Here is a 20,747-nt window from a genome sequence, read left to right as displayed (position 1 = left end):
CCAATCCATCGAGTTGCCGCAACTGCCGACCGCAAGCAGAGGACGACCCAGGTGGCGCGATATATCACAACTGCGCCGCTCTCGGGCGGTGATTTGACTCGGTTCTGCCGTAATGGCGGCAGCGGCGTTCTATTTGACAGTCAGCGCCGTATACGCCAACCCGTCCGGCTCGCGGCCGGCTTTGAGGCGATTCACGATCTCGAGTGTCTCCAGATCGATCACGGTGATGGTGTCGGCGTTGGTGTTGGCGACAAAGGCGAGCGACAGAGGCTCGGGCATGAGGATGCCGACCGGCACGGGGCCATTGCCGAATTGTGACACCAGGGGGCGCGACTCGCCGTTCGAGCGCTGCTCGCCTTCCTGTTGCATGGGAATGCGCGCGATCTTTTCTTTGGTCACCGTATCGAACACCGCCACGTCGCCGGACTTGGCATTGGAGATCAGTGCGCGAGTGCCGTCGGGAGTGAACTTCACTCGAATGGGAACCTCGCCGGGCACGAGCGTGCCAGTGACGCTCAAGGTCGCGGGATCGACGATGGAAACCGTGTTCGCATCCCGGTTGGTCACCCACACTTCGCTGCCGTCGGGCGCCACCGCGATGCCTTCGGCGCCGCGACCGGTAGCAATATCGGTGATGCGCTGGCGAGTCGACAGGTCGATGGCCGTGCTCGTGCCCGAACCGATGTTGGCGGTGAAGGCGCGGCGATGTTTCGGACTGACCGCCACCATATGCGAGCCGACCTGGTCGGTGGCGATCGCATGTTTCACCTTGCCGTCGTTCACGCCCACGATGAGCAATGCCTTGCTGGCCTCGACTGTGACGGCGACTTCATCGCCCTGCAGCCACTCGATGCCGTGCGGACGGCTGTAGTTGCCGAGATCGATGGTTCGCAGCACCTTCTTGCGGGGCACGTCCACGACGGTCAGCGTCTTGCCCGGATTCGTCGAATCGCCGTAGTTGGTGATCACGGCGGTCTTGCCATCATCGGACACCGCGATTTCGTGTGGCCCATCGCCCGTGGGCAGCGTTGCCTTCACCTGACTGGTAGCAAGATCGATGAACGACACCGTGTCATCGGATTTGTTGAGTACCAGCAGCGTGCCGGAAGGCGCCGCCGCACCGGCGGCGGCATTCGCGCCAGTGACCAACAACAAGCACAACAGCGACGACCACGCCAGATGTCTCATCTTTGCTCCATCAAGTTGCCGCGCGGCGCATCAGCGTGCTCTTGCCGAACAGCGATTCGATCAGATCCACCGCGAGCAGCGCGGTCTTGTTGCGCACGTCCAGCGCCGGGTTCAATTCCATCACGTCCAACGAGCCCATGCGACCGGTATCCGCGATCATTTCCATGCACAGCTGCGCCTCGCGATACGACGGCCCGCCGGGGATGGTGGTGCCCACGCCGGGGGCGATCTCCGGGTCCAGGAAATCGACATCGAAACTCACGTGCAGATGCGTGTTGTCGTCCAGCCCGAGCAGCGCCTGCTCCATGGTCTGCCGCATGCCGACCTCGTCGATATAGCGCATGTCGAACACTTCCAGTCCCTGCTCGTGCACGAAACGCTTCTCCAGCGGGTCGACGCTGCGAATGCCGATCTGCCGGAGCCACGCAGGATCGATGGCCGGCTTGTGGCCGCCCAGCTCCGTCAATTGCGGCGGACCGAAACCGCACAGACAGGCCACCGGCATGCCGTGAATGTTACCGCTGGGCGAAAGCTCGGGCGTGTTGAAATCAGCATGCGCATCGAGCCAGAACACACGCAGCTTCTTGCCTCGCTCGCGACAGTGGCGCGCGACGGCGCTGATCGAGCCGATGCCCAGACAATGATCGCCACCGAGCAGAATGGGCAACTGGCCCTGCTGGAGCGCTGCATACATTGCTTCGTGCACCAGGCGATTCCATTCGGTGACTTCGGCCAGGTGCCGATAGCCTTCGATCGGCTGCTGCCAGGGATTGCCCGGGCCGTTGAGGTTGCCGCGATCGATCACCTGCAAGCCGCGTCCCACCAGCGCTTCGCGCAACCCAGCCACTCGCATCGCTTCGGGCCCCATCGACGAGCCGCGATCGCTAGCGCCCACGTCCGTAGGTGCTCCGATCAGCGCGACCGTCCGCGTCCTGCTCGTGGTCGACAACGAATCCATCGTCTTGGATTGCGTGCTCATGCTCGAATCCTCTCTTTGGAGCGACAGCTCATCAGTGCCACGCTGCTGCCGGCCGCGCCTGGGCATTGTACTCCAGCAGCTCGAGGCCCCGGCGGCGGCTGCGCGTCGTGAACTGCTCACCGGAATGCTGCCAACCCAACGACCTGCGGACCGCCGGGTGTTCCGCCGGATTCGTGAAAGCGCGGAAATTGCTCGGTGCATCGATGGATGCAGCGATATCTCTATAATACCGGCCGCGTCGAGCCACTCCGGCATGGGAGACTGCGTGCAATCCATCATCTCGGTCCGCAACCTGGTCAAGACCTATGCGTCGGGGTTTCAGGCCCTCAAGGGCGTCGACCTCGAGATCCGCCGCGGTGAAATCTTTGCACTGCTCGGGCCGAACGGCGCCGGCAAGACCACGCTCATCGGCATCATTTGCGGCATCGTCAATCCGACTTCGGGCACCGTCACAGCCGACGGGCACGACATCCGCAAGGAGTATCGCGCGGCGCGCTCCAAGATCGGACTGGTGCCGCAAGAGCTCACCAGCGACGCGTTCGAAAGCGTGTGGGCGACGGTGAACTTCAGCCGTGGCCTGTTCGGCAAGCCGCCCGATCCGGCCTACCTGGAAAAGGTGCTGAAGGACCTGTCGCTCTGGGACAAGAAGGACAGCACCATCCTGTCGCTGTCGGGCGGCATGAAGCGTCGCGTGATGATTGCGAAAGCACTGTCGCATGAGCCCCAGATCTTGTTTCTCGACGAGCCGACCGCGGGCGTCGACGTGGAGCTGCGACGTGACATGTGGGAGATGGTGCGCGGGCTGCGCGCCAACGGCGTCACCGTCATCCTCACCACGCATTACATCGAAGAAGCCGAAGAAATGGCCGACCGCATCGGCGTGATCAACAAGGGCGAGATCATCCTGGTCGAAGACAAGAAGGTGCTGATGCGCAAGCTCGGCCGCAAGCAGCTGATCTTGCACCTGCAGTCGCCGCTGCAGGCGGTGCCGCCGCAGCTCGCCAATCGTCAGCTGGAGCTGGCCGCGGACGGCAACGAGCTCATCTACACCTTCGATGCTCAGGCCGATGCTACCGGCATCGCCAGCCTGTTGCGGCAACTCAACGAGCTGGGCATCGATTTCAAGGATCTGCACACCAGCGAAAGCTCGCTGGAGGAAATCTTCGTCAGCCTGGTGCACAAACGATGAACACTTACGGCATCAGCGCCATCTATCGGTTCGAGCTGGCACGCTGGTTTCGCACGCTGGTGCAGAGCCTGCTGTCGCCGGTCATTTCCACGTCGCTGTACTTCGTGGTGTTCGGTGCCGCCATCGGCTCGCGCATGGCCCAGATCGAGGGCGTGAGTTACGGCGCTTTCATCGTGCCCGGCCTGATCATGCTGTCGGTGCTCACGGAGAGTATTTCCAACGCATCTTTCGGCATCTATATGCCGCGTTACTCAGGCACCATCTACGAGGTGCTGTCGGCACCGATCTCCGCGATGGAGATCGTCTTCGGCTATGTCGGTGCGGCAGCCACGAAATCTTTGATGCTCGGCCTGGTGATCCTCGCCACCGCGCGATTGTTCGTGGATTTCAGCATCGAGCATCCATTCTGGATGATCTCGTTCCTGGTGCTCACCTCGATCACCTTCAGCCTGTTCGGCTTCATCATCGGCATCTGGGCGAGCGGCTGGGAGAAGCTGCAGATCGTACCCATCATGATCGTGACACCGCTGGCGTTCCTCGGCGGCAGCTTCTATTCCATCAGCATGCTGCCGGAGCTCTGGCAGAAGGTGGCGCTGTTCAATCCGGTGGTGTATCTGATCAGCGGCTTCCGCTGGAGCTTCTACGGCGTCTCAGACGTGGCCGTGGGCTTGAGCTTGTTCATGACCATGCTGTTTCTCGCGGTGTGCCTGACGCTGATCTGGTGGATCTTCAAGACCGGCTACCGATTAAAGAGCTGAAGTGCGCGGCCGCAACCTGCCGCGCGCGTTCTCATGAAATGTGGTGCTGACGGTTACAGGCCGAACAGCACGCTCAGCGTTGCTTGATCCAGGCGGCTCTCGCCCATGATGTCGTTGGACTGCAGGTCGTCGCTGCGCTGATACTCGAGCCGCGCAGCCCAGCGCGGCAAGAACGCCCACTCTATGCCGGCACCGATGCTGAAAACTTCGTCGCTGTAGTCGCGCTCGATCGGCCGGCGATTGATCGCCGTGGGGCTATCTACGATCATCCGAGTCTCGACTTCCTGTTTCGCGAAGAACACGCCGCCGCGCAGGAACACCTGCCACTGCTCGCTCAGCGGCAACGAACCGAGCACCGACACCGCAGGCCCGGTCGAGCGCACAGTGTAGGTACTCAGGACATCGGGCACTGAGATCGGCGCGTCAGCCACCGCTGAATAACGTTCCGCCAGCGACGCTTCACCTGCGTTCACGTAAGAGAGCTCCGCCGCCAGATACTTGTTCACGCGATAACCCAGTGCAACATTCCAACCCACGTCGCTCTGATCCGCCGTGACTTCGGTTGGCTGCATGGGGATGACTACCGGGTCGACCAAGATCGGCGGAAACAGGCGGATGGGAACCGAACCGTCGGGAAGCGGATCGAGCCTCGGAAGGGTCGCGATGATGAGCGGCCCGACGCCCGCACCCTTGTCCAGCCGCTGTTCGCTGCGACCGCCGGCGGCGCCGACATAGAAACCGGGTTCTGCCGCTTCGGTGATTTCACCAGTCAGCGAAACAAGAAACATGGCCGACGCAGCCGCGTAGCCCCAAATCCCACGATCCATTCGCGCGCTCCGTGACATCGTACGATTGCACCTGGTGGGTGCAGAGGATGCAATCGTACGACATATGTGAGCTACGCGTGCGCTCAAATTTTACTTTGCTCAACCTCCTTCGGTGGTCGCAGCCAGCGGCGGGCCGGAAAACTCAGTCTCGACGATGACCTCGACTTCATCGCTCACGCCCAATTTGGTGCCGGGCGCGGGAATGCCGTAACTCACCCCGAACTCGGAACGCTTCAGCACGCCCGTAGCGGAAAAGCCGATGCGCGCATTCGGGTCCATGGGATGGCCGCGATAGCCGCCGTTGAATTTCGCATCCAGCACCATCGGCCGCGTCACGCCATGCAGGCTCAGCTCGCCATTGATGCGCATGGTGCGGGCACCGGTCGGCTCGACGCTGACGGAACGGAATGTGATTTCCGGATACCTGGCCGCGTCCAACCAGCCTTCGCCGAGCAGCTCGGCATTGAAGTCCAGGACCTTGGGATCGGGATAGTCGGTCTCGAGCGATTTCGCATCCACCGTCACCGTGACGCTGGACGCGGCCAGATCGTTCGGATCGAATTGCAGCTGCGCGGTCGCGTTCTTGAAACGTGCCGTATAGTTGGAGAAGCCCAGGTGATCGACACGGAACAGGATGCTGGTATGAGAGGGGTCGATGGTGTACGCGCCGGCAGGAACATTCACGGGTTCCTCGGCCGTGGCGGCTGCGGCTGGCGGGGTGGCCTGCGCGGTGGGTTCCTTGGTTGCTTCCTGCTTCGGAGCGCAGGCAGCCAGCGCCGCGAGCACGCCAGATACGAGCAATCGGTTCATCTGTAGTTCCTCCAGTATCCGATATGAGTGCAGAATCGGTACCGCGCCCCGGCGCGGAGAATTCGTCAGCTGACTTGAAGACGAACGGGTTGCCGGCACTCCGACACCTGTTCGATATTATGTGTGGGGGCCAACCGGCCAGCCGGTTGGCCGCCGGAATGGCAACGCGAACCAGCAGTATGGACACATGCGAGGCACGATGCGACAGCTGATCATCAGCCTGATCCTGGCCGTAGGTCTGTGGCAGCCCGCCAAGGCCGACGAATCATTACCCGAGATCCACATTTCCGACGTGGAGCTGTTCTTCCGCGTCTACGACGCCGCCAACGGCTCGCCCTCCGCACGGGCGTTGCAAACCGATTACCTCGATGCGGGCAGCGACGGCCTGCGGCAGTTCATTCCTCATCGAATCATTTCCGCCACGGAATTGGCGGACGCCATTAGCAAACATCGCGACACGTACGAGCAAGCGCGAACCTGCGCCGTTGAGCTGCCCGATGTGCGGCAGCGGCTCGCGGCGGTACTCGAAAAACTCGGCGAGATTTATCCGGAGGCCAGGTTCCCGCCCATCACGATGGTGATCGGCCGGGGCAGCAGCGGCGGCACTACGGGCCGCGCCGGCGTACTCATCGGAATCGAGACAGTCTGTGGCGCGGACTGGCTGCAAGCCGACGTCGGCGACCGGCTCGTCCATCTCATCGCGCACGAATACGCCCATGTGCAACAGCCCATCGTCGAGAGCAGCGGCAATCCCAGCGATGGCCAGTTCACGGTGCTACAGGTATCGCTGGTCGAAGGCGTGGCCGAGCTGCTCGCCGAGCTGACGTCCGGGAGCATTTCCAACGTTCACTTGCAGCGCTATGCCGCCGGACGCGAGCGCGAGATCGAGCGCGCCTTTCTGGACGACATCAACAAGACCGATCTGTCGGCCTGGCTCTACAACGGCCGCGGCACCCCCGAGCGCCCGGGCGATCTCGGCTACTGGGTCGGGTACCGTATCGCCAAGCAGTTCTACCAGCGCTCGCCGGACAAGCGGGCCGCGATACGCGAGTTGATCGCAGCTGAAGATCCACAAGACATCCTCAGGCGCAGCGGCTGGGTCGAACGGGTGCGCCCGGCAATTCGGTAAGCGTCCGATTCCTGAATGCGACTGCCTCCAAAACCGCTCCGATCGCGAACAAGCAACGCGATAGGACCGCAAAGGTGGGTTTCATGTTCAGGTATGCACTGCTGGCTTCCGCTCTGCTCTTGACCGGCTGCGCTTCGCACGAGGGCCGGCCGAGCAATGCCCGGGGCGCCTCGGTGGGCCCGGTGCCCGTGACCGTGACTCGGGATTTCGTGTTCACCCCCAGGGATTGGCCCCAGGAGCTCAGGGCGGACCTGTACAAGCCGGGCGGCAACGGCCCGTTTCCGGGCGTGATCATGATCCACGGCGGCGGTTGGGAAGGCCGGTCGCGCGAGGACATGAACGAGATTGCCCAGCGCGTCGCTGAACGCGGTTACGTGGTGCTGAACATGTCGTACCGCTTCGCCCCGCATTGGCGCTTCCCGGCGCAGCTCCAGGACGTGCAGCAGGCGGTCCTGTGGTTACGCGCGCATGCTTCGGATTTGAACGTGCTCAAGAACCGCATCGGCACGTGGGGCTATTCGGCTGGCGCACACCTGGCGGCGCTCGCCGGCGTCACCAGCCCGAACGACCGGTGGTTCGTCGAAGGCTCGCGCGTGCAGGCCGTCGTGGCCGGCGGCACGCCGGTCGATCTGCGCTACTACAAGAACGGCCCGCTGACCAAGGGCCTGACCGGCGTCGCCTATGAAGAGAATCCTGGCCTGTGGCGCGAAGCCTCGCCCTTGGCCCTGGTGAGCAGCGACGATCCGCCGATGTTCCTGTACCACGGCACGTTCGATTTCACGGTGGGTGACAATAACGCCCATGCCATGTACCAGGCGCTGAACGCCAATGGCGTACCGGCCGAGCTGTACCTGATGCGCGGCCTGGAGCACCTGAGCACATTCGTGGTCGACCGGCCGGTGGACAACGGCATCGACTTCCTCGACCTGTACCTGCGCCAGGCCAAACCCAAACTGGTCGATGAATCGGCGGGGGACAGCCGCATCCGCCGCTGACCTTCGCGGACATCGTCGCCCCACGATGTAACGGCCGTGGAGCTGCAGACGAGGCGATCCCCAGGCGAACGAATTCTGGGCTACCATCGCGCCCATGTCCGGGCGCAGAACAAGCATCAACGACGTCGCCAAGGCCGCCGGCGTCGCCATCAAAACAGTATCGCGGGTTCTGAACAATGAACCCAATGTTCGGGATGAAACCCGCGCGCAAGTGCTGGCCGCCGTCAAACGGTTGAACTATCACCCGAGCCTGTCGGCACGCAGCCTCGCCAGCCGCCGTTCCTATCTGGTCGGACTGGTCTACGACAACCCCAGCGCCAACTACACCATCGAGGTGCAGCGTGGCGCGCTGGCGCGTTGTCGCGAAGCCAAGTTCCTGCTGTTGCTGCACGAAGTGGCCGGACGCAGCGAAGAGGTGATGCAGGACATCCTCACCTTCGCCAACCAGACGCATCTGGACGGGCTGATCGTGGCGCCGCCGCTGAGCGAATCGGCCGAGCTGATCAACGCGCTCGACGCCCAGGCCTTGCCGTTCGTACGCATCGCGCCCAATGAAATCAAACATAGCTCGCCGTACGTGGACATCGACGACGAAGCCGCGGCGCGCGAGATGACCGAATATCTGATCGGCCTCGGCCATCGCAGCATCGGTTTCATCATCGGCCGCCCCGGTCACTTTGCCAGCGGCGAGCGCCTGCGCGGCTACAAGGCAGCCTTGAAGAATCACAAGATCCCGTATGTGTCGGAGTACGTGCGCCAGGGCGATTTCCTGTTCGACTCGGGATTGGAAATGACGCGCCAGTTGCTGGCGCTGCCAAAGCGGCCGACCGCAATCTTCGCAGGCAACGACGACATGGCGGCGGGTGCGCTCATGGCCGCGCACGAAATGGGCGTGTCCGTGCCTCGAGAACTGTCGGTCGCCGGTTTCGACGACGCAGCGATCGCCCGCACGGTATGGCCACCACTCACCACCATCTGCCAACCGACCTATCAATTGGCCTATCGCGCCGCCGACCTGCTGCTGGAAATGGTCCTCTCCGGCACCACTCCGAAGCCCGCGCGGCTGGCACATTCTTTGGTGCGGCGGGATTCCACAGGCGTCGCGCCCAAACCCAAGTAGCGTTACGGCTTACGGCGGTGCTTGCTCAGCGCAGCGTGACGCCGCACAGAGCACACGAGTGGCGGCCATCTCCAGCGCTTCGATGTGCGTCTTCAGATAGTCGAGCTCCCGCTGCAAGCTGGTGTGCACTTGCATCGCATGGCGTAGCGGCTCGGGCTGGTTCATGAAGAGTTGCGTGAGCTCCTTATCGTCGAATCGCAACAGCCCGACCGTAGTCCGTGCCACCTCGCCGCGCGCCTGCTCCCACTGCGCGCCGAATCTGGCTGCATCGATCGGCACGGGATCGAAGCTCATCGCGGCCCATTGCCGTGGCGTGGCCGGTTGCCCGGTGTCGGATTGCGCCGGTCCGTCGTCCTCCGGCAGGAAATAACGATCGTTGGTCATGGTCGACCTCCTGCCAGGAAGGATCGGCCCAGAGAATGAGATTACCCTGGCTGTATGCCTTCCAGACGTGCCTTCCAGACGTCGAAGGCGCGCGCCGAATGTTTCGGACGCGCGCCTCCGACTCACCCTGCGCTACTTCAAGGCGTCACGGACTGGACGATCGGATCCAGGAACGGCGCCAGCACGGCATAGTCGCCGTTCCAATCGGTGTCATTCCACACGCGCTCGGTGGGCGTCTCCTGGGTTAGCGGATCGGCCTGCGGACCGGCGCGCACGGCGACGATATCCAGGCTCGGAATGACCACGATCAAGCTGTCGCCCAAGCCCCAGGCCCAAAACGCGTCACGCGGTACGTTCGGCAACAGGCCGGTCGCATTCGTCCACCACAGCACGCCATAGTTGGTGGTCGCGCCCGGGAAGTTCGCTTCGTCCGGATTGCTCAGTGCCGCGTTTGCCTCCGGAGGCGTGCTCACCAGCTGCACGAACGCTTCCGACAACACTCGCTGATCGTTGGCCCACATACCCTTGCGTAGGAACAACAGACCCACGCGCGCCATCGCATTGGCGTTCGCGAATATGCCGGAAGCGAGCTCGCGGTTGTGAGGAATGGTATCGCCTTGCGGACGAAACGCGTTGTCGCGCCAGTGGATATCGGACGTAGAGCCGCCACCCGCGGGACCCGTCGTGCTGTTCAAGCCCAGCACACTCCAGACATCGGTGCGCAGTACCTCCGAGAGGTCCTGATTGAACACGGCCGTCAATGTTTCGGACAGCCAGTTCAAACCGCCGTCGGAATAGAACCAGGTGGTACCGGGCTGATAGATCAACGTCGGATTGGCGTCGTTCGGCGGCGGCAAGGTATATGCGCCGGTCTTGGCGAAGCCAGCGGTATGCGTCGCCAGTTGCAGCACGGTGATATCGCCGAGCCAGCCAGTGCCGGCATTCGAGGCCGGAATGGCGCCGATGGTCGGCAGCCGTGTCTGCGCGGCATCGCCAACCGCGAGCAACCCTCTATCGATTGCCAAGCCCAGCGCGATGCCGCCGATCGACTTGGTCGTCGACTTCATGTCATAGCGCTGGTCGATCTCGCCCCACGAGTGGACGATGCGACCATGGCGCACGATCATGCCGGCGTTGTCGGCCGGATTCACGGTGCCGCTGGTCGATGCATACGTCGCCGCTTGTACGAGCAGCGCTTGATCCATGCCAACGTCGGCCGCGGCGGCGACGCGCGCCCAGCCATGATCTTCCGTGTCGTTGGCAGCATCGGATGCTGGATATGTCGCGGGATTCACGGTGACGGCAACTGTATCGGTGCCGCTCGCGCTGCCATCACTCACCGTCAAGGTCAGCACATAGCTGCCAGCCGACGGGAACGTCACGGTCGTCGCGGCGGAGGTCGCCGATGCAAACGTCACACCGGTCGGGCCACTGGTCGCGCTCCATTCATAAGTCAGCGATGTGGATGAATCGTCTGTTGCCGATCCCGACACCTCGACCGTGTTGGTCGGCCACTCGATCGTGTGATCCGCACCGGCATTCACTGTCGGCGCAGCGTTGGCCGGCGGTGGTGTTGATGGTGGATTTGATGGTGGCGACTGCGTAGGCGGAGGTTCTTGCGCGCCTCCGCTATCGCCGCCACCGCCACCGCCGCCGCAGGCGGCAATCGCGACGACAGACACTGCGCTGATCGCCAGCAGGCGACAGCGCCGAAAGAATTCAGAACGAGAGTCGATTTGCTCTCGCGACGTGACGCGCATTGATTTTCCCTCGCATGTTCTCGCGCTCCAGTTGGTGCGCGATGCCAACAACGCTCTTGGCTTTCGGAAAGGTCCGAGACCTCGTCAGAAAAACCACTGAGCCCGATATGCAGCTCGCATGCCGACCGGCAGCGCGCGACATTGCTGGGGATGGGAATGTTTCTATTGTATTTTCTGCAATGAAGCTGGCCGGCGTTGGTAATGTTTGCTCAACCGGAAGCTTCCAAGGGGCGGCCGAGAACCGGCCGCCCGCGAATTGTTGCTCAGCGACGTGCGGTTAACGGCTCGGCTTGATCGCCCAGTCCACCGCCCACGGCCAGCGCGAGATCGACGGTATTCAGCAATGCATCGCGTTGCGCCGCCACGAGGTCGATCTGTGCCTGATACAAGCCACGACGCACGTCGAGCAATTCCAGGTACGAAATGTCACCCTGGTCGTAGCGCAGCTCGGCCAGCTCCGTGGCACGGCTGAGCGCCTCGACCTGCTCGTTGTTGGCTTCGCGCACGCCAGCAATCAATGATTGGCCTTGCAGCGTATCCAACACTTCGCGGAATGCCTGCTGCACGGTCCGCGCATACTCGGCCTTGCGCTGCTCCCTCACCGCCTCGGCGCGAGAAACATTTGCTCGCAACCTGCCGCCCTGAAAGAGCGGCTGCAGAATGCCCCCAGTCGCCGACCATGCCTTGGACGGGCCGGTGAACAGGTCATCCAGCTCGGGGCTGACCGACCCGAATGCGCCAGTGATGCTGATGCTCGGGAACAGCTGAGCGCGAGCGACACCGATCTCGGCTGCCGACGCATTGAGTGCCGCTTCGGCCGCACCGATATCCGGACGCTGCGCCAACACCGACGACGGCAACGCCGCCGGCAGTTGCACCGGCCCCGGCAAGTTGATGCCTTGCACGCTGATGGCTTCATCGACCAGGGCCTTGGGCGAACGTCCCAGTAACACTCCGAGCGCGTTGGTGAGCTGAACCACCCGCAACTCCAGCTGCCGCGTGGAAACGCGCGTAGCGGCAGCGTCCGCTTGGGCACGCTTATAAGTGAACTCGTCACTCTCGCCCGAATCGAAGCGCAGCTTCTCCAGCGCCGCGGCCTCCTCGCGTGAAGTCAGCGTGTCGCGTCCTCGCGCCAACTGTTCGGCCGCCGCGATCAGCGAGTAATAGACGCGCGCCACTTCGCCGGTAAGGCTGAGCTTGGTCGCCTCGCGGCCGTATTCGCTGTTCAACAGCAGAGCACGCGCCGATTCCGATGCGCGCTGATACTTGCCCCACAGATCCAGCTCGTATCCCACCGTGCCCTGCACCGTGTACAGAGTTTGATGTGTAGGAAAGCCGGGGATATCACCCAACCCCTGCTGCTGCAGTGACGACTCGCTTTGCTTGGATCGCGTGGCGTTGCCGTCGAGATCGATCCTCGGCAGGCGATCGGCATTGGCAATGCGAAGGAACGAACGCGCTTCCATGACCCGGGCTGCAGCGATCTGCGCGTCCGGGTTGTGCTGTAACGCTTCGACGATCAGCTCGTTCAGCCTGGCATCGCCGAACAACGTCCACCACGGATTCGGCAACGGACTGGTTTCCGCCGCCTGCGCCGGCAGCGCGTCCGGCAGTGGCAGCTGCGGTTTCTGCGGATCGACCTTGGAAACGAAACAGCCACCCAGCACGGCGGCAATCGCCACCGTCAACGTCACGCGGGCCGAGGTTTTTATTGCCTGCTTGTTCATGCGCTCAACACTCATCAATTCGATTCACGCGGTGCCGCCGGCTTGGGCTCCTCGCCGCCGTGCGGACCTTGACCCTGACCTTTGTCATGGCCCTTGCCATGCACCTCGTCATACGCTTCGCCGCCCCGCGCGCTCGCGATCCACTTGAAGAACAGCGGCACGAACAGCGTGGCGATGAAGGTTGCCGCCAGCATGCCGCCGATCACGCTGGTGCCCAGCGAGTGACGGCTGTTGGCGCCGGCACCGCTGCTGATGGCCAATGGCAGCACGCCGAAGATCAACGCCAGCGAAGTCATGATGATGGGACGGAAGCGCAGCTTCGCGCCTTCGATGGCCGCGTCCATCAGCTTCATGCCTTCGTGATATTTCATCAGCGCGAACTCGACGATCAGGATGGCGTTCTTCGCCGCCAGGCCGACCAGCGTGAGCATGCCGATCTGGAAATAGATGTCGTTCGCCAGCCCGCGCACGAACACGGCGAGGAAGGCGCCGAATGCCGCGAACGGCACCGCCAGGATCACGGCGACCGGCAAGGTCCAACGCTCGAACTGCGCCGCCAGGATCAGGAACACCATCAGCACGCCGAGCAGATACACGCCCTGCGAAGCACCGCCGCTGACCTTCTCCTGATACGCGGTACCGGTGAACGCCAGCTGATAGTCATGAGGCAGCGTCTGCGCGGCCACTTCTTCGATCACTGCAATCGCATCGCCCGAGCTGTAGCCTGGCGCCGCCGAGCCCATGATCTTCGCCGCGGTGAAGGCGTTGAAGCGCTCGACGATTTCGGCGCCTTGCACCTCACGAATGTTGGCAAGCGCGGTCAGCGGCACCAGCTCGCCCCGCCTCGAACGCACATACACGTTACGAATATCTTCCGGATAGGCACGGAAACGCGGCTCCGATTGCAGCTGCACCTGATACACGCGGCCGTTGCGATTGAAGTCGTTGACGTACAGCGCACCGAACGTGCTCTGCAAGGTTTCGAACACCTGCCCGACTTCCACGCCGAGCGTCATCGCCTTCTCGCGATCCAGGTCGATGCGCATTTGCGGCACGCTGGCCCGGAACGTAGTCATCGTGCCGGCCAGCTCGGGACGCTGGTTGGCGGCGGCCACCAGCTTCTCGGTCACGGCCTCGAGATCCTTGATCGTGCCGCTGCCACGCGACTGGATGTACGCCTCGAAGCCACCCGTCATCGACAGCCCTTCGATGGGCGGCGGCTCGACCGCGAAAAAGAATCCATCCTTGACCTTGGAGGCAGCGGCGAACACGGCGCCGACCAGCGCTCCGGGCGACAGATCTTGAGTCTTGCGCTCGTCCCACGGCTTCATGGGCAACCAGATGATGCCGCTGTTGGTCTTGAACGCGAAGGTGAGCGGGTCCATGCCGGACACCGCCACTGCATTCGCCACTGCCGGATGCTCGCGCACCGTGGCAGCGACTGTTTCCATCGACTTGATGGTGCGATCCAGCGACGCGGCATCCTGCAACGCGCCGATCACGAACACGTAACCCTGATCTTCCGAAGGCGCCAGCGAGGTCGGCAGCGCTTTGAACAGCCCCACCACCGCCACCAGCATCACGACGAACATGCCGGCCGCGACCGCGCCACGCTTCATGATGAAGCGCACACCGCGCTCGTAGCGACCGGTCATGCGCTCGAACCAGCGGTTGAAGCCCTTCAGGAGGCGGTTCTCGACCATGTGATCGTGCTTCAACAGCAGCGCGCACAGCGCCGGTGTCAAAGTCAGCGCGACGAAGCCCGAGATCACCACCGACACCGAGATGGTCACGGCGAACTGTCGATACATTTCGCCGACCAGTCCGCCCAAGAATGCCACGGGCAGGAACACGGCAGTCAACACCAGCACGATGGCGATCACCGGCCGCGTCACTTCTTCCATGGCCTTTTCCGTGGCCTGCGGCGCCGGCAGGTTCTCAGTGGTCATGATGCGCTCGACGTTTTCGAGCACCACGATGGCATCGTCGACCACGATGCCGATGGCCAGCACCATACCGAACAACGTCAGCATGTTTATCGAGAAGCCGAACAGCTGCATGGCCGCGAACGTGCCGATCAGCGATACCGGCACCGCCAGCATGGGAATCACGGTGGCGCGCCAGTTCTGCAGGAACAGCAGCACCACGAAGAACACCAGGATCATGGCCTCGATCAGCGTCTTGACCACTTCCTTGATCGACACCTTCACGTATTGAATGGTGTCGTAAGGAATCGAGTAAGCCATGCCCTCCGGGAAATCGCGCGACAGCTCTTCGAGACGCTTCTGCACGGCGCTGCCGGTCTCAAGCGCGTTAGCGCCGGGCTGCAGCACCAGCGCCATCATCACGGCGCGCTGACCATTGATGGTGGACTGGTTGTTATATGTCTGCGCGCCCAGCTCGACGCGTGCCACGTCCTTCAGACGCACGATGCCGCCCGCTTCCGTGGTGTGTACGACGATCTGCTCGAACTGTTCGGGCTCTTGCAGACGGCCTTGCGCCGTTACCGCGTAAGTGAAGTCGACCTGATCGCTGACCGGCTCGACACCGACATGGCCGGCGGCGAACTGCGAATTCTGCTGGCGAACCGCCGCGGCCACGTCCGACGGCGTCAAGCCGAGCTGCGCCAGCTTGTCCGGCTGCATCCAGATGCGGATGGCATAGTCCTGGCCCCACAGCTGTATGTCGCCGATACCGGGAATACGGCGCAACTCATCGACGACGTTCAACGTCGCGTAGCTGCTCAGCGTGAGCACGTCGAGGCTGTTGTCGGGCGAGTGAATCGACACGATCTGCAGGAAGGTCGACGATGCCTTGCGCACGACCACACCCTGACGCCGCACTTCTTCGGGCAAGCGTGGCACCGCCGCCTGAATGCGGTTGTTGACGTTCACCGTGGCCATGTCGGGATCGACGCCGATGTTGAACGTCACCGTGATCATCAGCGTGCCGTTGCCCGAGTTCACCGAGCTCATGTACAACATGCCTTCGACGCCGTTGATCTCCTTTTCGAGCGGCGCGGCCACGGTGTCGGCGATGGTCTCGGCGGTCGCGCCTGGATAGGTCGCGGACACCGTGACCGACGGTGGAATGATGTCGGGATAAGCGGAGATGGGCAGCGAGATCATGCCGCCCAACCCGGCGATCACGATGAACGCCGAGATGACGCAGGCAAAGATCGGCCGCGTGATGAAGAATTTCGAGATCATGCAGTCTCCTTGCGCTCCCCAGGAGCAGCCGGCTGCTGCTCAGCCTGCTTGGACGCTGCATCCATCGACACGGCGCTCACCTGGATGCCGGGCTGCACTTTGAGCACACCCTCGACGATGTAGCGATCGCCGGGAGCCAGACCCTCGGTGACGATGATGTTGTTGCCCATGGAGCGGCCGAGCTGCACCGGACGGAACTCGACTTTCTCTTCGCCGTTCACGATCCAGATGAACTGACCTTGCGCGCTCGACATCACGGCCTTGCGCGGCACGACCACGACGTTGCTCAACATCACGCCGTCGACACGGGCGCGAATGAACTGGCCCGGAATCAGCTGCGCCTCGGGATTGCTCAGCACAGCCCGGACGCGCACGGTGCCTGAATTCACATCGACCGCGTTATCGACGAAAGTGACTTTCGCGGTCTCCGGATATTCCTTGCCGCTCTCCAACAACAATCGCACGCGGGGTGCGTTCGCCTGGTTGGCCGGAGCGAGCGAGGCGCGAATCATCGCCGCCTCGGCCTCGGGCACCGAGAACTCGACATACAAAGGATCCACCTGCACGATCTTGGTCAGCAGGCTGGAGCTCTGCTCGGTAGACACGAGACTGCCTTCGGACAGCACTTCCCGGCTCGACAAACCGGAGATCGGCGCGCGAACGTCCGTGTATTCGAGATCGAGCTGAGCCATACGCAGCGCCGATTCGGCGGCGGCGTGGCTGGCCTCGGCAACTTCGAACGCGGACACCGCTTCATCGCGACGGCTCTGGCTCACCGCGTTCTTCTCGAACAGCGGCAATACACGATCGCGCTGGCGACGCGCTTCTTCGAGGCGCGCCTTCGCAACTGCGACTTCAGCACGAGCAGAGGCCAGGCGCGCACGCACCGGCTCCGGATCGATCAGGAACAAGGGCTGTCCTTGTTTGACTGGCCCGCCTTCCTGATAGCGCCGCTTCAGCAGGATGCCGCCCACGCGGGCTCGCACTTCCACTTCACGCGAGCCGACCGTGCGAGCGGTGTAAGTAAGATCCAGCGGCACTGGATTCTTCTCCACCGTCTGCACCGCGACTTCCGGCGGCGGCATCTGGTGTTGCTGCTGCTGACCGCCGCCGCACGCGGCGAGCAGTACGCCGCCGACAGCGATGACAACAAGGGATCTCACGAATGACTGACGAATGACGTTCATATGCGTCCTACCTGACGAGCTCGAATACTTGGCCGCGAGCGCCATGACGCTCGGGGATCAAAAACGGGTGGCTGTTGGACGGGAGTCCGGCTTCCTTCCTACCGGGCCGAGGCCTATGCCTCAGCGATAAGCCTCATCGGCGATCTGTAACAATTGCTGCACGACTCGTTCACGCTGTTCCTCGGTGAAACTCGAGATGCGCAAGGACTCGCGCATCATCAGGCCGTCGATCGCCAGCGTTACGATCGCGGCACGCGCAAACTCTACGTTGCTCTCCTCGATCTGCTTCGTGTACTGCGCGATGCGCTCGCGAATCACTTCCAGCAAAGTCAGATCGTTGGCAGCGGCGGCGAACAACGCGGCACCCATGCCGGCGATCTTGGAACGCGGCTGATGCTCGAGGATGCCGAGAATGCACGCCTTCAGGTCGCGGCCCTCGGTCTCGCCGGTGTCGCTCTTCGCCTGCTCGACACAGTCGGTCATGTTGTCCACGTAGCGCTTGGCGAGCGCGCCGAGCAACGACTCCTTGGACGGGAAGTGGTACAGCAATCCACCTTTGCTCACACCGGCGGCCTGCGCGACGCCATCGAGCGTCATGCGGGCGGCGCCGACTTCCACGACAACTCGCTCGGCAGCCTCGAGGATCCGTTCGCGCGCGGGGCTGATGTTGGACGCCAACTCCGCCATGTTTCGAAGACCTCGCTGTGCCGATGGGACTGTACCGACTGGACGGTGAATATACCGTCCAGCCGGTACAGGGTGTAATAACTTTCCGGCATGCGCTGCAGGCCATTTCATACCAGGCCATGCCTTGGAGCGGCGCCCCAAGCTCGCTGAGGCGCTGACCTGTTGTTTAGAAAAATCGATGTTTGCCAAGTCCATCTGTGCTCTTTTGAAGCCATTCAGTCAATTTTTCCAAACTACTGCGTCAATGGAACCGGATTTCGTAAAGTACCAGTTCGCAACCGAAGACAGTGCACCTCAGAGTCTGACGGCTTGCGTAATTGGTGAAGCCCCCATCGCTCCGGCCAGCCTGGAAGTGCTCCGGCGCTCGGGCGACACTTTATTGAGGCGCTGTATAAAGACGCTGTGGCGAACCAGAACCAACGTTGAGGCGACCGCGCATTGAATGTCGAAATGAAGACGAATCAGGTCATGCTTTTGCGACAATGCGCGCCGAAAACTTTCAGGAGCACGCATGCCCGACACCGATGTGTCCTGGTTTAGCGGCGACCAGTTCTTGCCTCACGGACACAGCTATATGTGGACTCCCGGCATCCTATGGATGCACGCCATCGCGGACATCCTGGTCGCGATCGCTTATTTCGCGATTCCTTTCGTGCTGCTGCATGTAGCGCGCCGCCGCCGGGACCTGCCGTCCAACCGGCTGTTGATCGCGCTCGGCATCTTCATCGTGTTGTGCGGGCTGACCCGCCTGGTGGCCGTGTGGAATATCTGGCACACCGCCTACTGGCTGGAAGGCGTGGTCAAAGCGGCCACCGCGCTCGCCGCCATCCCCACGGGGATTCTGTTGTGGCGCTCGTTGCCCTCCATCCTCTCGGTGCCGAGCCGGCGCCAGCTGCGCGATGCCAACGAGTCGCTGGCCCGGGCCAATCGCGAGCTCGAAGCGTTCACCGCCTCGGTGTCGCACGATCTGCGTTCGCCGCTGACCACCATCGCCGGCCAGGCGGGCCTGCTGGAATTGTCGATGCCGAATGCGACCGAGGACCAGCGTCGGCGCCTGACTCGTATTCAAGGCAGCGTGAAGCAGATGTCCGAGCTCATCGACGCGCTGCTGGTGCTGTCGCGAATCTCGCGGCATACGTTACATCGAGAGATCATCGACGTAACCGCGCTGGCGGAAAGCATCATTCTAGACCTGCGCCAGAAGGAGCCGGCGCGCAGCGTTGATGTAGAGATTCAGCCGGGCATGACCGTGCACGGCGACCGCCGACTCATCAACGATCTATTCATCAACCTGCTCGCCAACGCCTGGAAGTTCACCTCGCGAACCGAACACGCGCGCATCGAAGTCGGCCAGTCCCTACACGGCTCGATGGCCACCCTGTTCATCAAAGACAACGGCGCCGGTTTCGACATGGCGCACGAGCAGAAACTGTTCAAACCTTTCCAACGCCTGCACGGTGCCGCCGACTTCGAAGGCACCGGCGTCGGCCTCGCCACCGTCGCGCGCATCATCGACCGCCACGGCGGCCGCATCTGGGCCGAGGGCAAACCCGGCGACGGCGCGATTTTCTATTTCACTTTGCCGATGATGCCGATCACGGAGCAGTTTCTGGTGATGCAGCGGGCGTTGGCGTAGAGAACACGAGCCCCTTCCTGCAGATGAGCGCACCTACGCCATCGCTGCAATCGTCCTGCGAAAGCGAGCGTGCGCGATCCAGAAGAACGCCGCACCGATCAGGGTGATGGCAGTGAGCTGCGGCCAGATGATGTCGAGGCTCGCCCCACGATAAAGAATGGCCTGGCTTGCTGCGACGTAGTGCGTCGTCGGAGCCAGGAGCATTGCGGCCTGGACGAGCTCGGGCATGCTCTCGCGCGGCGTTGTTCCGCCGGAGAGCAGCTGGAGTGGAACAATGATGAGCATCAGCAACAGGGCGAACTGCGGCATCGTGCGGGAGAACGTCGCCAGGAGGATGCCCATGGACGTCATCGATGCGAGGGTCAACGCTCCCGTGAACAAGAACAGCAGTCTGGAGCCCTGAATCGGGGTCTGTAACAGCGCCTCGACCACGATGGCCAGCGACAAGCCGGTGGCGACGATCGTCACCAGTCCCATGGACACCACTTTCGACACCATGATTTCGAACGGGGTCACCGGCATGACGAGCAAATGCTCGATCGTCCCGCGTTCGCGCTCGCGAATCAGCGCGGCGCCCGTAAGAATGAGCGATACCAGGGTCACGCGATCGATGATCGTCATCACACCCATGAACCACGATCTTTCGAGCGTCGGGTTGAAGCGCATCCGCAGCGCCAGGTCCACGGGCGCCGTTGTGGTGCGCCGATAGCCTTGCAGGAATTCGGTCACTTCCCCATTGACGATCTGCTGCACGGCCCCGCTGCCGACGAACGCCTGGCTCATCCGGGTGGCATCGACGTTGAGCTGAATCTCGGGCGCCCGCCCGGCGAGCAGATCGCGTTGCAATCCGGTCGGGATCACCAGGCCGAAGGTGAACTCGCCCGCATCCAGGCCGGGATCGAGCTCGGCGAGCGAAATCATCGCCGGGCGCTGGAAGTGCGGCGGATAAAACGCGGATGCAATACGGCCGGACAGCGGCGAGCGGTCCTCGTCCACGATCGCGATCGCCGCCTTGTGTAACGACTCCGGTATCGCGGTTGCGGACGTATAGATCGACAGGGTGAACGCGTAGACGATCAGCAGGATCAGCATCGGGTCGCGCGCGATGCTCCACAGTTCCTTTACGCCGAGCCGATAGATGTTCGCGACGCGCCGGTTCATC

The 20,747-nt window shown here is 62.8% G+C and carries 17 protein-coding genes; 6 read left to right on the top strand and 11 right to left on the bottom strand.

What is annotated here, in order from left to right:
- Positions 1-129 precede the first annotated feature (129 nt).
- Both VGE08_RS09755 and rocF read right to left on the bottom strand, forming a co-directional pair.
- A complete protein-coding gene (locus tag VGE08_RS09755) occupies positions 130-1,188 on the bottom strand; it encodes a cytochrome D1 domain-containing protein (protein WP_331067682.1) in 1,059 nt (352 codons plus the stop codon).
- 10 nt (positions 1,189-1,198) lie between these two features.
- The gene (gene rocF, locus VGE08_RS09750) at positions 1,199-2,167 is read right to left on the bottom strand and encodes an arginase (protein WP_331067681.1); all 969 of its coding nucleotides are present in this window, start codon (positions 2,165-2,167) and stop codon (positions 1,199-1,201) included.
- Positions 2,168-2,420: 253 nt separating this feature from the next.
- On the opposite strand from rocF, the gene VGE08_RS09745 reads away from it, so the two are divergent.
- Positions 2,421-3,356: an ABC transporter ATP-binding protein gene (locus VGE08_RS09745; protein ID WP_349258666.1), complete on the top strand. Its 936-nt coding sequence runs from the start codon at positions 2,421-2,423 to the stop codon at positions 3,354-3,356.
- The gene (locus tag VGE08_RS09740; protein ID WP_331067679.1) at positions 3,353-4,114 is read left to right on the top strand and encodes an ABC transporter permease; all 762 of its coding nucleotides are present in this window, start codon (positions 3,353-3,355) and stop codon (positions 4,112-4,114) included. The genes VGE08_RS09745 and VGE08_RS09740 overlap by 4 nt, the downstream gene beginning before the upstream one ends.
- Before the next feature lie 53 nt (positions 4,115-4,167).
- Here VGE08_RS09740 and VGE08_RS09735 read toward each other — a convergent pair whose 3' ends face one another.
- Together VGE08_RS09735 and VGE08_RS09730 are read right to left on the bottom strand one after the other, a co-directional pair.
- A complete protein-coding gene (locus tag VGE08_RS09735; RefSeq protein ID WP_331067678.1) occupies positions 4,168-4,941 on the bottom strand; it encodes an outer membrane beta-barrel protein in 774 nt (257 codons plus the stop codon).
- Positions 4,942-5,040: 99 nt separating this feature from the next.
- Positions 5,041-5,751 (bottom strand): YceI family protein, encoded by a 711-nt coding sequence (locus VGE08_RS09730; protein ID WP_331067677.1) that lies wholly within the window; start codon positions 5,749-5,751, stop codon positions 5,041-5,043.
- Between the two features lie 199 nt (positions 5,752-5,950).
- On the opposite strand from VGE08_RS09730, the gene VGE08_RS09725 reads away from it, so the two are divergent.
- The 3 genes from VGE08_RS09725 (at position 5,951) to VGE08_RS09715 (ending at position 8,995) form a co-directional block, all read left to right on the top strand.
- Positions 5,951-6,880, top strand: a complete 930-nt coding sequence (locus VGE08_RS09725) for a DUF2268 domain-containing putative Zn-dependent protease (protein WP_331067676.1) — start codon at positions 5,951-5,953, stop codon at positions 6,878-6,880.
- 83 nt (positions 6,881-6,963) lie between these two features.
- A complete protein-coding gene (locus VGE08_RS09720) occupies positions 6,964-7,875 on the top strand; it encodes an alpha/beta hydrolase (protein ID WP_331067675.1) in 912 nt (303 codons plus the stop codon).
- 94 nt (positions 7,876-7,969) lie between these two features.
- Positions 7,970-8,995: a LacI family DNA-binding transcriptional regulator gene (locus VGE08_RS09715; RefSeq protein ID WP_331067674.1), complete on the top strand. Its 1,026-nt coding sequence runs from the start codon at positions 7,970-7,972 to the stop codon at positions 8,993-8,995.
- 9 nt (positions 8,996-9,004) lie between these two features.
- Here the strand turns inward: VGE08_RS09715 and VGE08_RS09710 are convergent, their stop codons facing one another.
- The 6 genes from VGE08_RS09710 to VGE08_RS09685 form a co-directional block, all read right to left on the bottom strand.
- Positions 9,005-9,379, bottom strand: coding sequence for a hypothetical protein (locus VGE08_RS09710; RefSeq protein WP_331067673.1), 375 nt, complete (start codon positions 9,377-9,379; stop codon positions 9,005-9,007).
- A 137-nt stretch (positions 9,380-9,516) separates the two neighbouring features.
- Positions 9,517-11,139, bottom strand: a complete 1,623-nt coding sequence (locus tag VGE08_RS09705; protein ID WP_331067672.1) for a serine hydrolase domain-containing protein — start codon at positions 11,137-11,139, stop codon at positions 9,517-9,519.
- A 263-nt stretch (positions 11,140-11,402) separates the two neighbouring features.
- On the bottom strand, positions 11,403-12,881 hold the full coding sequence (locus VGE08_RS09700) for an efflux transporter outer membrane subunit (RefSeq protein WP_331067671.1): 1,479 nt from the start codon (positions 12,879-12,881) through the stop codon (positions 11,403-11,405).
- On the bottom strand, positions 12,881-16,075 hold the full coding sequence (locus VGE08_RS09695; RefSeq protein ID WP_331067670.1) for a multidrug efflux RND transporter permease subunit: 3,195 nt from the start codon (positions 16,073-16,075) through the stop codon (positions 12,881-12,883). Before VGE08_RS09695 ends, VGE08_RS09700 begins: the two co-directional genes overlap by 1 nt.
- Complete coding sequence (locus VGE08_RS09690; protein ID WP_331067669.1) at positions 16,072-17,238, bottom strand: efflux RND transporter periplasmic adaptor subunit; 1,167 nt, start codon at positions 17,236-17,238, stop codon at positions 16,072-16,074. Before VGE08_RS09690 ends, VGE08_RS09695 begins: the two co-directional genes overlap by 4 nt.
- Positions 17,239-17,382: 144 nt before the next feature.
- The gene (locus VGE08_RS09685) at positions 17,383-17,949 is read right to left on the bottom strand and encodes a TetR/AcrR family transcriptional regulator (protein WP_331067668.1); all 567 of its coding nucleotides are present in this window, start codon (positions 17,947-17,949) and stop codon (positions 17,383-17,385) included.
- Positions 17,950-18,460: 511 nt separating this feature from the next.
- On the opposite strand from VGE08_RS09685, the gene VGE08_RS09680 reads away from it, so the two are divergent.
- Positions 18,461-19,585: a sensor histidine kinase gene (locus tag VGE08_RS09680; RefSeq protein ID WP_331067667.1), complete on the top strand. Its 1,125-nt coding sequence runs from the start codon at positions 18,461-18,463 to the stop codon at positions 19,583-19,585.
- A 33-nt stretch (positions 19,586-19,618) separates the two neighbouring features.
- Here the strand turns inward: VGE08_RS09680 and VGE08_RS09675 are convergent, their stop codons facing one another.
- Positions 19,619-20,746, bottom strand: coding sequence for an ABC transporter permease (locus tag VGE08_RS09675; protein WP_331067666.1), 1,128 nt, complete (start codon positions 20,744-20,746; stop codon positions 19,619-19,621).
- Between the last annotated feature and the right edge of the window lies 1 nt (position 20,747).

The sequence above is a fragment of the Steroidobacter sp. genome (assembly GCF_036406195.1).
In the GTDB taxonomy this organism is placed as follows: Bacteria; Pseudomonadota; Gammaproteobacteria; order Steroidobacterales; family Steroidobacteraceae; genus Steroidobacter.
The sequence above is the reverse complement of the archived record's forward strand: the minus strand, read 5'-3'. Positions and strand labels throughout refer to the sequence as shown.